A 12,788-nucleotide genomic window follows, 5' to 3' on the forward strand; every position below is an offset into this window, starting at 1 on the left:
TTCACCGCATCTCACGTGGTGAAGGGCCCCTTCGCTGCATCCGATGCGGGGAAAGTCCCCTTCAGCCGCGGTACTCCCAGGTGAGCAGGGTGATCTCCAGCCCCTTCTCGACCTTGGTCTCGGGCGGGATGTCGGTCAGGGCGTAGCCGACGCGGCGCGCGACGGCCTCGCTCGCCGCGTTCTGGGCGTCGATCTGCAGTCGGAGCGGTCCGAGACCGTGCTCCAGCGCGTACGCGGTGAGGACCCGGAGAGACCGCGCCGCGAGATCCTGGCCGCGGTGCGCCGGACCGACCGCGTAGCCGAGCTCGACGTCGCCTTCTTCCCGCAGGAACAGCACGACCTCGCCGAGGGGCTCGCCGCCGTCGGCCGTGATGGCCAGCCGCAGTCCCCTGCCGTCCGCCCGGCGGACGACGCTCTTCTCGTAGTGGGCCTTCGCTGCCGCCTCGTCGAACGGGGACGGTAGCGGCGTGAACCGCGCGACGGCGGGGTTGTCGAACAGCCCCGGCATGAACGCGACGTCGTCTTCGATCCAGTCCCGCAGGACGAGACCGTCTCCGGTGAGCCGGACCTCCTCCGGCCAGTCCGCGGTCACGGGATCAGCAGGAGCTTGCCGGTGGTGCGCCGCCCCTGGAGGTCTTCGTGCGCCTGACGGGCGTCGGCCAGGGGGTAGCGGCCGCCGATCCGGATGTTCAGCGAGCCGTCTCCGACGGCGGCGAACAGTTCGTTCACCCGCCACTCCAGTTCCTCGCGGGTGAGCACGTAGTGCGCCGAGGTCGGCCGGGTGAGGTACACCGAGCCGCTGCGGTTGAGCAGCTGCGGGTCGATCGGCGGCACCGGGCCGCTGGCCGCGCCGTAGAGAGCGAGCAGGCCGCGGATCTTCAGGCTCGCCAGGCTGCCGTCCACAGTGGACTTCCCGACGCCGTCGTAGACCACCGCGACACCCTTGCCGCCGGTGAGCTCGCGGGCCGCGGCGGCGAAGTCGACCTGGTCGTAGCGGATGACGTCGTCCGCGCCTGCCTGCTTGGCGAGTTCGGCCTTCTCGTCGGTGGAGACGGTGCCGATCACCCGGGCGCCGCGCGCCTTGGCCAGCTGGACCAGCAGCAGGCCCATCCCGCCCGCGGCGGCGTGGATCAGCACGTCGTCGCCCGCCTTGACCTCGTAGGTCGAGGCGATCAGCGCGTGCGCGGTGACGCCCTGGAGCATCGTCGCGGCGGCGGTCTCCGTGGTCACGCCGTCCGGGATCTTCACCGCGACCGCGGCGGGGAGCAGCCGGCGCTGGGCGTAGCTGCCCAGCGAGCCCTGCCAGGCGACCCGGTCGCCGACGGCGAAACCGGAGACGTCCGCGCCGACCGCGGCCACCGTCCCGGCGCCCTCCATGCCCAGGATGAACGGCTTGTCGACCGGGTAGATGCCCTCGCGGTGATAGGTGTCGATGTAGTTGACGCCCGCCGCGGCGACGTCCACGAGCAGTTCCCCCGCACCGGGATCGCCGACCTCGACTTGCGCCAGCTCAAGGACTTCGGGACCGCCGGTTCGCCGGATCTGCACTGCCGTGGGCATACATCCTCCTCGTTCAAGGTCGTTCCGACCGGGACAACTATGGCCGACGCCACGGTTATTCCGCGTCCCGGGCCTTTCGCGGTTAAGCTCGGCCCGTGGCTGAGACCGAAGAGAAGACCGAGACCGCCGCCCCCACGTCACGCCAGGTCGCGGCCGCCCGCGACTTCGTGAAGCGGCACGGGAAGCCGTCGCGCGCGGTGGTGGAGAACATCGGGCGGATCGGTGCCCGTGTCGTGCTCGTGGGCGCCGACGGCGCGCTCGGTGACGTCGTCGTCTCCTCCACGGAGGCCGGCGACGCGCTGGTCGAGGCCGTCGAGGACCTCGAACCCGCCGAGTGGGACAGCGAGACCGTGAAGGCCACCAAGATCGGCGCCGAGCACCGTCGCCGGATGGCCGGGAAGTGACCGGCTCCGCGATCTTCGCCTCCTGCTCCGGGGTGCCGGAGGGCGACGGCGACGAACACGCCGTTCCGGAGGCGCTGGCCGACCTCGGTTTCAAGACCCGCTGGGCCGCCTGGGACGACACGACCGTCGACTTCGGCGCCGCGGACATCGTCGTCCTGCGCGCCACCTGGGACTACGCCGAGCGCCGCGACGAGTTCCTGTCCTGGGCCGAATCCGTGCCCGCGCTGTCCAATTCGGCCGAAGTCGCGCGGTGGAACACCGACAAGTCCTATCTGGCCGAACTCGGTGACGCCGGGGTCGCGGTCGTGCCGACGACCCTGATCGCGCCGGGCGACGAGACCCCGCGCTGGCCCAAGGGCGACTTCGTGCTGAAGCCCGCGATCGGTGCCGGATCCCGTGGTGTCGGGAAGTTCTCGCCCGAAGGCGCCGAGTACGCCGCGTCCCATCTGAAGAGCCTTCACGCCGCGGACCACACCGTGGTGATGCAGCCGTATCAGTCCAGTGTGGACACCGAGGGCGAGCTCGCGCTGGTGTTCTTCGGTGGCGTGTACTCGCACGCCTTCTCGAAGGCCGCCATGCTGGGCCGGGAACTCGACGAATCCGGTTTGTGGGTTTCGGAAAAGCTCGGTTCCGCGCAGCCGCCCGCCGCGTTCCGCGCACTCGCCGAGGACACCCTCGACGCGACGGCGGCGCTGCTGGGAATCCTGCGCGCGGAACTGCTGTACGCCCGCGTCGACCTCGTCGCCGGTCGGGACGGCAGGCCACTGCTGCTGGAACTGGAGCTCGTCGAGCCTTCGCTCGGTTTCCGTCAGACCGATGCCGCCGCCGCTTGGCGCTTCGCTTCCGCCGTGCGGCAGCAACTCTCCTGACGCAAGTCGTCCTCTAGTTGCGGTAGATGCAAGCGCAAGTACCGCAACTAGAGGACGAATCGCGGGGAGTCAGGCGGGTTTCACGAGCTTCGCGGCCAAACGTTCGGGCTTCGGCCACCGCACGTCCCGTGCCCAGCCGAACTTCTCGAACAGCCAGATCACCCGCGCCGACACGTCGACCTGTCCGCGCAGGACACCGTGCCGCGCGCAGGTCGGGTCGGCGTGGTGGGAGTTGTGCCACGACTCGCCCATGGACAGGATCGCCAGCGGCCAGAAGTTCGCGGCCTTGTCACGGCTCGCGAACGGGCGCTCGCCGACCATGTGGCAGATCGAGTTCACCGACCAGGTGACGTGGTGCAGGAACGCGATCCGGACCAGCCCGGCCCAGAAGAACCCGGTCACCACACCCCACCAGGACCAGCTGAGCAGTCCGCCGAGAACGGCGGGCAGCGCGAGGCTGAGCGTGATCCACAACCAGAAGTAACGGTTCACCACGCGAAGATCCTTGTCGGCCACCAGATCCGGCGCGAAACGCTCGTAGTTGGTCACCTCGCGGCTGAACATCCAGCCCATGTGCGCGTGCCAGAACCCGCGCAGCAGCGCCGTGGGCGAAGTCCCGAACAGCCAAGGGGAGTGCGGGTCGCCTTCGCGGTCGGCGAAGGCGTGGTGGCGACGGTGGCTGGCCACCCAGAAGATGACCGACCCCTGCACCGCGAAACTCCCGGCGATGGCGAGCGCGATCCGCAGCGGCCGTCCGGCCTTGAAGGCGCCGTGGGTGAAGTAGCGGTGGTAGCCGACGGTCACCCCGAGCGTCCCGACGGTGTAGAACACTGCCGCCAGCACGAGATCGACCCAGGTCATGCCCCAGCCCCAGACGATCGGCACGGCGGCGAGCAGCGCGACGAACGGGACCAGCAGGAAGGTCTTGAGTATCAGCATCTCCCCGGAACCTCGGCGATGGGAGATCAGGGGCTTGGACTGACTGACCGGTGCGTCCGGCTCCGTGCTGGCGGTCATGCGACACCTCGTGCCTCGACTCGGTGGTGACCCCCGTGTGGGGCACCGAACGCAGCGTAAGGGCATCGTCTGGCGAGCACCCCGCCCGGGGGTTACGTCCGGTTTGCCGGAGGGTCAGTTCGAGGTGGCCAGTTCGTGCTCAGGCGCCGTGGCCGAGGTGACCGGACCACGCTCACGTGATCCGCACCACAGCGCCGCCGTCGAGATGATCACCAGCGCCGAGCCGAGGACGTGGAACGAGACCAGCGCTTCCGGCACACCGAGGGCGTACTGCACCGAGCCCAGGACGCCCTGGGCGAGCGCGATCACCCACACGATGGTGTACCGCTGCCACAGCTGCTTCGGCGTCTCGCCTCGCATCAGCTGGAGCCCGAAGACGGCCAGCACGATCAGGTAGATCACCAGCAGTCCGCCGTGGACCTGGGTGAGCGTCTCGATCGGGGCCTGCAGCCGGTGGGTGCCGGGGTCGCCGCCGTGCGGGCCGGCGCCGGTCACGGTGGTACCCGCCACGAGGACGGCCCACATCGACACGGCCAGCGCGATCAGCGTCTTGCGGCCCGCGTCCGGGATCAGCCAGCGGGCGGGCTCGTCACCCTCCTTGAACGCGCGCAGCAGCAGGACCGCGAGCCAGACCAGGGGAGTGGAGGCGAGGAAGTGGAGCGCGACGGTCCACCATTCGAGTTTGGCGAGCACGGTGATCCCGCCGACGACGGCCTGCAGCATCACGCCCGCGGGCATCGTCCAGGCCAGCTTCACCAGACGGCGGCGGCTCGGGTGCTCGATCTGCACTCGCCACGCGGTGATCACGCACAGCGCGGCGACGGCGATGACGACGCCGGTCAGCATCCGGTTGCTGAACTCGATCCATTGGGTGAGCGCGTCGAATTCGGGGTGCGCCACCGGCACGATGCTGCCTTCGACGCACTGAGGCCAGGTCGGGCAGCCGAGGCCCGAACCCGTGACGCGGACGACCGAACCGGTGACGCCGATTCCGGCCTGGGCGATCACCGCCGCGATTGCGACCGCTCGCTGGACCGCGAACGAGGGATACGGCAGACGCGCTACAAGGCTCTGGAACGGCACCGCCCGATGCTAGAACGACGTTCCTGAGAGCGTTCCACCGGCCGTACCCGCTGTGTCGGCGGCCTCAGAAGAGCCTCAGGTGAGCTTGGTGGTCTTGCTCGCCAGCGCGCCCGCGACGACGCCCCAGCCGACGAGGACCGCGAACGGGCCCCAGCCGAACGAACCGTCGAGCAGTACCGAGCGCAGGCCTTCCGCGAGCGCGCCCGAGGGCAGCAGCTCGACGATCGTCGCGACGCCCGAAGGCATCGTCGACGGCGCCAGCAGGATGCCGCCGGCGAGCAGCAGCACGAACCAGACGATGTTCGCCAGCGCCAGCACGGCTTCCGCGCGCAGCGCCCCGCCGAGCAACAGGCCCAGCGCCCCGAACGCGAAGGTGCCGATGACCAGGAACGGGATCGCGCCGAGGATTCCGCCCAGCGACGGCGACCAGCCCAGCAGCGCGGCGACGGCGCCGAGGATCACCGCCTGCAGCGCGACGACGACCAGCGCGGCGGCCACCCGGCCCGCGACGAGCAGCCAGCGGGGCAGCGCGGTGGCGGAAAGTCGTTTGAGGACGCCGTATCGACGGTCGAAGCCCAGTGCGATGGCCTGTCCGGTGAACGCGGACGACATCACCGCCAGCGCCAGGATCCTCGGCGTGATCCAGTCCACTTTGGACGACGAGCCGAGTTGCGACGACGGCAGGATGTCCAGCAGTGACAAGCCGATCAGCAGCGCGAGCGGGATGAGCAAGGTCAGCAGGATCTGCTCGCCGTGGCGCAGGGTCAGGCTCGCTTCGACCTTCGCGTGCGTGCGCAGCATCTTGCCGAGCGAACCGCGGCCGGGGGCCGGGGTGAACGTGCCCGGGGCGAACCGCGGTGCCGGTGTCGTGGTCATGCGCGCAGTTCCCGTCCGGTCAGTTCCAGGAAGACCTCTTCCAGCGTGCGCTTGCCGACCTGCAGTTCCTCGGGCATGACACCCTGCTGCGCGCACCACGCCGTCACGGTCGACACCACCTGCGGGTCGATCGCGCCCTCGACGAGGTACGTCCCCGGCGCGGATTCGCGCACGAGGTGGCCTTCGGGCAGGGCCGCGGTCAGCAGGCCGGTGTCGAGCCGCGTCCGGGCCTTGAAACGCAACTGCGCGGCTTCGCCCGCGTCGACGGTCAGCGACTGCGGGGAGCCTTCGACGACGACCTTGCCGTGGTCCACGATGACGACGGTGTCGGCCAGTGTTTCGGCCTCCTCCATCAGATGCGTGGTGAGCAGCACGCTGACCCCGTCGGCGCGCAGCGCTCCGAGCAGGTCCCAGACCAGGCGGCGGGCCTGCGGGTCCATCCCCGCCGTCGGCTCGTCGAGGAAGAGCAGTTCCGGGCGTCCGACGAGCGCGCAGGCGAGGGAGAGCCGCTGCTGCTGCCCGCCGGAGAGCCGTTTGAACGGCGTCTTGCGTGCTCCCGAAAGACCGAGGACGTCCAGCAGCCAGGCCGGATCGAGCGGGTTCGCGGCACAGGCGGCGACCAGTCCGAGCATCTCGTCGGCACGGACACCGGGATACGCGCCGCCGCCCTGGGGCATGACGCCGATCCGGGGTCGCAACGCTGAGCCGTCCCTCGACGGATTCAGGCCCAGCACGCGGACTTCGCCGTCGTCAGCCCGCAGGAAGCCTTCGCAGATCTCGACGGTGGTGGTCTTGCCGGCCCCGTTCGGGCCGAGCAGAGCGAGCAGTGTGCCACGTTCCATCCGCAGGTCGAGTCCATCGACCGCGGTGGTGGATCCGTAGCGTTTCACCAGCCCGGTGATCTCGACGGCGGGGGTGTTCACGACAGGTCACGATACGGCGTCACGCCGGGACCGAATGCTCCGGGGACGGTCTGGACAGCAGCAGTGGCGAGATGCGGTGGACGATGAACAGCCCCAGCAGCGTGAGGACACCCGCGGCCGCCCACGCGAACGGCAGGACGTACCCGCGGCCGTCGAAGGTGCTGCCCGTCGTGGGCAGCAGGAACGGCAGGACGGCGGTGACGATCGTCGCGGCGATGCGGAACCGCGAGGTGCCCGCCGCCGCGGCGAGCGGGATGATCGCCCACAGCAGGTACCAGGGCTGCAGCGCCACGTGCAGCACCATCACCGCGCCCAGCGAGACACCGAGGCCGATGATCGGCCGGTAGCGCCAGTTGAAGCTGTCCCACAGGAACTTGACCGTCACGGCGCCCGCCACGAGATAGCCGAGCGTGCCGAGGATCGGCACCATCGCGTTGGTGTGGTTGCCGAGGCCGAGCGCGATGCCGAGGACACCGCCGAGCGCGGCGAGTTCCGACGTCGGCGAGATCCACGAGCGGACCAGTCCCGGTGTCCCGAGCGCGCCGACCCAGCCGAAGCCGAGGCCGGTGCCGTAACAGACCGCCACCAGCACCACGCCGAACAGCAACGCCATCGGCACCGCGGCGGTGAGCAGGTCTTTGAGCCTGCCGTGCCAGCGTCTCGCCACCATCACCGTGAAGAACGGCAGCGCCAGGATCGCGTTCAGTTTCACCGCGACGCCGAGGGTGATGATCGCCACCCCGAGCCCGATGAACAGCAGTTCGCCCTTGGCCAGTGGCGGGGGAGCGTCCCCCTTGAACCGCACCGGCATCCGGCTGAGGCCGATCTCCAGCCCGGCCACCATGAGGCCGATCGCCAGCGCGTCGTTGTGGGCGCCCGCGACGAAGTGGAAGATCAGCAGCGGGTTCGCCGCGCCGAGCCACAGCGCGGTGGCGGGCTGCACGCCGAACCGCCGGGCGAGCCGGGGCAGCGCCCAGATGATCAGGATGACGCCGATCAGCGCGAGCCCGCGCTGCAACAGCACCCCGGTGACGATGTTCCCGCTGCTCAGCGGCGCGAGCCAGCCGCCGAGGCGGAGCAGCAGCGGGCCGTAGGGCGCCGGGGTCTCGCGCCACATGTTGGAGACGCCCGAGGTCAGCGGATCGGACACGCCGAGCGCTTCGGCGGGCCCGAGGGAGTACGGATCCATCCCGCGGGCCACGATCTCGCTCTGCGCGAGGTAGCTGTAGACGTCGCGGGAGAACAGCGGCGGGATGAACAGCAGCGGCGCGCACCAGAGCGCGATCGTGCGGGCGAGCTGGCCCTGGGTGGCGAGGCGGCGGCGCGCGGGCTGGGCGAACCGGCCGAGCAGCAGCCAGCTCAGCACGATGATCGCCATCCCGGCCAGGCCCATCGCGAGCGAAACGGTGGGGATCCGGGTGAACAGCCGCAGGACCGGGATCTCCTGCACCGGGTTGATCACCGGCGCGGCGCCCGCGCCGAGCGAGCCGAGGGCGAGGAACAGGGAACCGACCGCGCCGAACCGGCGGACCACGTTCAGCCCGCGCAGTTCCTTGTCGTCGAGCGGCTCCGGTTCGCGCGGGTGCCCGGGGGTGAGCGTCGACACCGAACCCGCCGCCGAAGCGTCCTCCGGTGCTGCCCCGTCCGTGTCCCGCCGTACCGGGTGATCGCCCACTGCCACGCACGAAGGGTAGCGATCGCGGGAACAGACTGAACGGGTACGTGGTTACCCCTGTGCTTTCGATGGTCAACGTGACCCACGCCACTCCGTGAGGCACCCCTCTTTGCCGTCTCCCCGGAAATACGTCACACTTGTGTTGTGAAAAAGACGGGGACGCAGGACGAGGCCGGTGGCGACATGTCGCGCACCGAGGCCCAGCCTGTCCCCGCGCAGGTCGGCCCCGAGGGGCGGACCAGGCACGAAGTGGCCCGCTTGCTGCTGGAACAGGGTCCGATGACCGCCGTCGTGGTGGCCGAGCAGCTGGGGATCAGCGCCGCCGCCGTCCGCCGTCATCTCGATGCCCTGCTCGCCGACGGCGAGGCCGAAACCCGGGACGCGCCCCGTCGCGGCCCCCGCGGACGAGGCCGTCCCGCCAAGAACTTCCTCCTGACCGAGGCCGGTCGTGCCCGGTTCGGGCACGCCTACGACGACCTCGCGTCCTCGGCCATCCGGTTCCTCTCCGAACACGCCGGTGAGGACGCTGTGAAGGCCTTCGCCGAGGCTCGTGTCGCTTCGCTGGTCGGCCCGCATCAGGAAGCGATCACGCAGCACACGGACCCCGCCGCCCGCGCCGAGGCCCTCGCTGCGGCGCTGACCAGGGAGGGTTACGCTGCGTCGACCCGTCAGGTCGGTGTCGGCGAACAGCTCTGCCAGCACCATTGCCCGGTCGCCCATGTCGCCGCCGAGTTCCCTCAGTTGTGTGAAGCCGAAACCGAGGCTTTCGCGGAACTTCTGGGTACCCACGTGCAGCGACTGGCGACCATCGCACGCGGTGACAACGCGTGCACCACACACGTACCCGTCGTTTCGGCGGGTCACCCGGCCACACCCCGGCCGGGAAGCACGGCGCCCTCTCCTGGGCGCACAGCACGGATCCCGAATGGAGGGAAACCCGCATGACTGCCGCTGCCGAGCAGCGCACTCCCACCACCGCGCCCCTGAGCCAGGAAGAGACCATCGAGTCCCTTGGCAAGTACGCGTTCGGCTGGGCGGACTCCGACGAGGCGGGCGCAAGCGCCCGTCGAGGACTGAACGAGGACGTCGTCACCGACATCTCCTCGAAGAAGTCCGAGCCGGAGTGGATGCGCGAAGCACGACTGAAGGCTCTCAAGCTCTTCGACTTGAAGCCGATGCCCAACTGGGGTGCGGACCTCTCCGGGATCGACTTCGACAACATCAAGTACTTCGTGCGGTCCAGTGAGAAGCAGGCCACCTCCTGGGAAGACCTGCCCGAGGACATCAAGAACACGTACGACCGGCTCGGCATCCCCGAGGCGGAGAAGCAGCGCCTCGTCGCCGGTGTCGCCGCGCAGTACGAGTCCGAGGTCGTCTACCACTCGATCCGCGAGGATCTGGAGGCGCAGGGCGTCCTGTTCCTGGACACCGACACCGCGCTCAAGGAGCACCCGGAGATCTTCAAGGAGTACTTCGGCTCCGTGATCCCGGCCGGGGACAACAAGTTCTCCGCGCTGAACACCGCGGTGTGGTCCGGCGGCTCGTTCATCTACGTGCCCAAGGGCGTCAAGGTGGACATCCCGCTGCAGGCCTACTTCCGGATCAACACCGAGAACATGGGTCAGTTCGAGCGGACCCTGATCATCGTCGACGAAGACGCCTACGTGCACTACGTCGAGGGTTGCACCGCGCCGATCTACCAGTCCGACTCGCTGCACTCGGCGGTCGTGGAGATCATCGTGAAGAAGGGCGCCCGCTGCCGTTACACGACCATCCAGAACTGGTCGAACAACGTCTACAACCTGGTCACCAAGCGCGCCAAGTGCGAAGAGGGCGCGACCATGGAGTGGATCGACGGCAACATCGGTTCCAAGGTCACGATGAAGTACCCGTCCGTCTTCCTGATGGGCGAGCACGCCAAGGGCGAGGTCCTCTCGGTCGCGTTCGCGGGCGAAGGCCAGCACCAGGACGCCGGCGCGAAGATGGAGCACCTGGCGCCGCACACCTCCTCGACCATCGTGTCGAAGTCGGTGGCGCGCGGCGGTGGCCGCACCTCCTACCGCGGTCTGATCAAGATCGCGAAGCGGGCGCACCACTCGCGGTCCAGCGTGGTCTGTGACGCGCTGCTGGTCGACACGATCTCGCGTTCGGACACGTACCCGTACGTGGACATCCGCAACGACGAGGTCTCCATGGGCCACGAGGCGACCGTCTCGAAGGTCAGCGAAGACCAGATGTTCTACCTCATGTCGCGCGGTCTCGACGAGGCCGAGGCCATGGCGATGATCGTGCGCGGGTTCGTCGAGCCCATCGCGCGTGAGCTGCCGATGGAGTACGCGCTCGAGCTGAACCGCCTGATCGAGCTTCAGATGGAAGGGTCCGTCGGCTAGTCATGTCGGTTACCGAGAACAACGTTTCCGAAGCGATGCGCGAGGGAGTGGTCATTCCGGCCACCTCCCGCGCGGAGCGCTTCACCTCTCACGACGTCGAGGCCTTCGAGGTTCCCGGCGGCCGTGAGGAGAACTGGCGCTTCACTCCGATGAAGCGGCTGCGCGGCCTGCACGACGGGTCCGCCACCGCTTCGGGTTCGGCCACCCTGGACTTCGACGCCGCGCCCGAACTGAAGATCGAGCAGGCGGGCCGGGACGACGAGCGCCTCGGCGTCGCCGGCGTCCCGAGCGACCGGATCGCCGCGCAGGCGTACTCCTCGTTCACCGAGGCCACCGTCATCACGGTGCCCAAGGAGACCAAGGCGTCGAAGCCGTCGACGGTGAAGATCACCGGCCCCGGCGAGGGCCAGGTCGCCTACGGGCACCTGCAGGTCCGCGCCGAGCAGTTCTCCGAGGCCGTCATCGTCCTCGACCACGTCGGCTCCGGCACCTACGCCGACAACGTCGAGTTCGTCATCGGCGACTCGGCGAACGTGACCGTGGTCAGCGTCCAGGACTGGGCCGACGACGCGGTGCACGTGTCCGAGCAGCACCTCAAGCTCGGCCGCGATGCCACGCTCAAGCACATCGTCATCACCCTGGGCGGTGACCTCGTGCGCGTCTCGCCGACGGCGACGTTCGCCGACAAGGGCGGCGACGTCGAGATGCTCGGCCTGTACTTCGCGGACGAAGGACAGCACCAGGAGCACCGCCTCTTCGTCGACCACGCCGTGCCGAACTGTAAGTCGCGGGTGATGTACAAGGGCGCTCTGCAGGGCGACGGCGCGCACACCGTGTGGGTCGGCGACGTGCTGATCCGGGCGGCCGCCGAGGCCACCGACACCTACGAGCTCAACCGCAACCTGGTGCTGACGCCGGGCGCGCGGGCGGACTCGATCCCGAACCTGGAGATCGAGACCGGCGAGATCGAAGGCGCCGGCCACGCGAGCGCGACGGGAAGGTTCGACGACGAGCAGTTGTTCTACCTTCAGTCGCGTGGAATCGGCGAGGACGCCGCGCGGCGCCTGGTCGTACGCGGGTTCTTCCACGAGATCCTGGTCAAGATCGGCGTCCCCGAGGTGCGCGAGCGTCTCGAGGCCGCGATCGAAGCCGAGCTCGAAGCCGTGGGCGTCTAAGCCCTCGTCCGTCCACATCAGACTTTTAGGAAAGAAATGCCTACGCTGGAAATCAAGGATCTGCACGCCTCGGTCACGACCGAGGAAGGCCCCAAGGAGATCCTCAAGGGCGTCAACCTGACCATCAAGTCGGGCGAGACCCACGCGATCATGGGCCCCAACGGTTCGGGCAAGTCCACGCTGTCCTACGCCATCGCCGGTCACCCCAAGTACGAAGTCACCTCCGGGCAGGTCCTGCTCGACGGTGAGGACGTGCTGGAGATGAGCGTCGACGAGCGCGCCCGCGCTGGCCTGTTCCTCGCCATGCAGTACCCGGTCGAGGTCCCGGGCGTGTCCATGTCCAACTTCCTCCGCACCGCGGCCACCGCGGTCCGTGGCGAGGCCCCCAAGCTGCGCCACTGGGTCAAGGAGGTCAAGGAGGAGATGGGCAAGCTGGAGATCTCGTCCGAGTTCGCCGAGCGTTCGGTGAACGAGGGCTTCTCCGGCGGCGAGAAGAAGCGCCACGAGATCCTGCAGCTGGCGCTGCTCAAGCCGAAGATCGCCATCCTCGACGAGACCGACTCCGGCCTCGACGTCGACGCCCTGCGCGTCGTGTCCGAGGGGGTCAACGAGTTCAAGGCGAACAACGACGCCGGCGTCATGCTGATCACGCACTACACGCGGATCCTGCGGCACATCACGCCCGACTTCGTGCACGTCTTCGCCGGCGGCAAGATCGTCGAGTCCGGCGGCCGTGAACTCGCGGACGAGCTGGAGGAGAACGGGTACGTCAAGTACGCCGGCTCCGCCGAGACCGCCGCCGTCTGATCACTGTTT

At 69.1% G+C, this 12,788-nt stretch carries 13 protein-coding genes; 6 read left to right on the forward strand and 7 right to left on the reverse strand.

Features of this window, described 5'->3' with window-relative positions:
- Window positions 1-61: 61 nt before the first annotated feature.
- Both ACLJPX_RS41975 and ACLJPX_RS41980 read right to left on the reverse strand, forming a co-directional pair.
- The gene (locus ACLJPX_RS41975; protein ID WP_410605738.1) at window positions 62-592 is read right to left on the reverse strand and encodes a GNAT family N-acetyltransferase; all 531 of its coding nucleotides are present in this window, start codon (window positions 590-592) and stop codon (window positions 62-64) included.
- A complete protein-coding gene (locus ACLJPX_RS41980; RefSeq protein ID WP_410605739.1) occupies window positions 589-1,560 on the reverse strand; it encodes a quinone oxidoreductase family protein in 972 nt (323 codons plus the stop codon). Before ACLJPX_RS41980 ends, ACLJPX_RS41975 begins: the two co-directional genes overlap by 4 nt.
- Before the next feature lie 95 nt (window positions 1,561-1,655).
- Here ACLJPX_RS41980 and ACLJPX_RS41985 point away from each other — a divergent pair, with 95 nt between their 5' ends.
- Both ACLJPX_RS41985 and ACLJPX_RS41990 read left to right on the forward strand, forming a co-directional pair.
- A complete protein-coding gene (locus ACLJPX_RS41985) occupies window positions 1,656-1,964 on the forward strand; it encodes a hypothetical protein (protein WP_101606788.1) in 309 nt (102 codons plus the stop codon).
- On the forward strand, window positions 1,961-2,833 hold the full coding sequence (locus ACLJPX_RS41990) for a RimK family alpha-L-glutamate ligase (protein WP_410605740.1): 873 nt from the start codon (window positions 1,961-1,963) through the stop codon (window positions 2,831-2,833). Before ACLJPX_RS41985 ends, ACLJPX_RS41990 begins: the two co-directional genes overlap by 4 nt.
- Before the next feature lie 69 nt (window positions 2,834-2,902).
- Here ACLJPX_RS41990 and ACLJPX_RS41995 read toward each other — a convergent pair whose 3' ends face one another.
- The 5 genes from ACLJPX_RS41995 to mptB form a co-directional block, all read right to left on the reverse strand.
- A complete protein-coding gene (locus tag ACLJPX_RS41995; protein ID WP_410605741.1) occupies window positions 2,903-3,850 on the reverse strand; it encodes an acyl-CoA desaturase in 948 nt (315 codons plus the stop codon).
- Between the two features lie 114 nt (window positions 3,851-3,964).
- The gene (locus ACLJPX_RS42000; RefSeq protein WP_410605742.1) at window positions 3,965-4,933 is read right to left on the reverse strand and encodes a COX15/CtaA family protein; all 969 of its coding nucleotides are present in this window, start codon (window positions 4,931-4,933) and stop codon (window positions 3,965-3,967) included.
- A gap of 75 nt (window positions 4,934-5,008) precedes the next feature.
- On the reverse strand, window positions 5,009-5,809 hold the full coding sequence (locus ACLJPX_RS42005; RefSeq protein WP_101606792.1) for an ABC transporter permease: 801 nt from the start codon (window positions 5,807-5,809) through the stop codon (window positions 5,009-5,011).
- Complete coding sequence (locus tag ACLJPX_RS42010) at window positions 5,806-6,732, reverse strand: ABC transporter ATP-binding protein (protein WP_101606793.1); 927 nt, start codon at window positions 6,730-6,732, stop codon at window positions 5,806-5,808. Before ACLJPX_RS42010 ends, ACLJPX_RS42005 begins: the two co-directional genes overlap by 4 nt.
- A gap of 19 nt (window positions 6,733-6,751) precedes the next feature.
- Window positions 6,752-8,338, reverse strand: coding sequence for a polyprenol phosphomannose-dependent alpha 1,6 mannosyltransferase MptB (mptB, locus tag ACLJPX_RS42015; RefSeq protein WP_410605840.1), 1,587 nt, complete (start codon window positions 8,336-8,338; stop codon window positions 6,752-6,754).
- Window positions 8,339-8,551: 213 nt separating this feature from the next.
- On the opposite strand from mptB, the gene ACLJPX_RS42020 reads away from it, so the two are divergent.
- The 4 genes from ACLJPX_RS42020 to sufC are packed head-to-tail and all read left to right on the forward strand — an operon-like array spanning window position 8,552 to window position 12,779.
- Complete coding sequence (locus tag ACLJPX_RS42020) at window positions 8,552-9,352, forward strand: helix-turn-helix transcriptional regulator (protein WP_410605743.1); 801 nt, start codon at window positions 8,552-8,554, stop codon at window positions 9,350-9,352.
- Complete coding sequence (sufB, locus tag ACLJPX_RS42025) at window positions 9,349-10,797, forward strand: Fe-S cluster assembly protein SufB (protein WP_410605744.1); 1,449 nt, start codon at window positions 9,349-9,351, stop codon at window positions 10,795-10,797. Before ACLJPX_RS42020 ends, sufB begins: the two co-directional genes overlap by 4 nt.
- Before the next feature lie 2 nt (window positions 10,798-10,799).
- On the forward strand, window positions 10,800-11,972 hold the full coding sequence (gene sufD, locus ACLJPX_RS42030) for a Fe-S cluster assembly protein SufD (protein WP_410605745.1): 1,173 nt from the start codon (window positions 10,800-10,802) through the stop codon (window positions 11,970-11,972).
- A gap of 36 nt (window positions 11,973-12,008) precedes the next feature.
- A complete protein-coding gene (sufC, locus tag ACLJPX_RS42035; RefSeq protein ID WP_410605746.1) occupies window positions 12,009-12,779 on the forward strand; it encodes a Fe-S cluster assembly ATPase SufC in 771 nt (256 codons plus the stop codon).
- Window positions 12,780-12,788 lie beyond the last annotated feature (9 nt).

Origin of the sequence: Amycolatopsis sp. lyj-90, assembly GCF_046549035.1 — a bacterium.
Taxonomy (GTDB): Bacteria; Actinomycetota; Actinomycetes; order Mycobacteriales; family Pseudonocardiaceae; genus Amycolatopsis.

Bases quoted from the DNA above. Each gene is read 5' to 3' on its own strand.
- ACLJPX_RS41980 (WP_410605739.1), bottom strand. From the start codon at position 1,560: ATGCCCACGGCAGTGCAGATCCGGCGAACCGGCGGTCCCGAAGTCCTT.
- ACLJPX_RS41995 (WP_410605741.1), bottom strand. From the start codon at position 3,850: ATGACCGCCAGCACGGAGCCGGACGCACCGGTCAGTCAGTCCAAGCCC.
- ACLJPX_RS42005 (WP_101606792.1), bottom strand. From the start codon at position 5,809: ATGACCACGACACCGGCACCGCGGTTCGCCCCGGGCACGTTCACCCCG.
- sufB (WP_410605744.1), top strand. From the start codon at position 9,349: ATGACTGCCGCTGCCGAGCAGCGCACTCCCACCACCGCGCCCCTGAGC.
- sufD (WP_410605745.1), top strand. From the start codon at position 10,800: ATGTCGGTTACCGAGAACAACGTTTCCGAAGCGATGCGCGAGGGAGTG.
- sufC (WP_410605746.1), top strand. From the start codon at position 12,009: ATGCCTACGCTGGAAATCAAGGATCTGCACGCCTCGGTCACGACCGAG.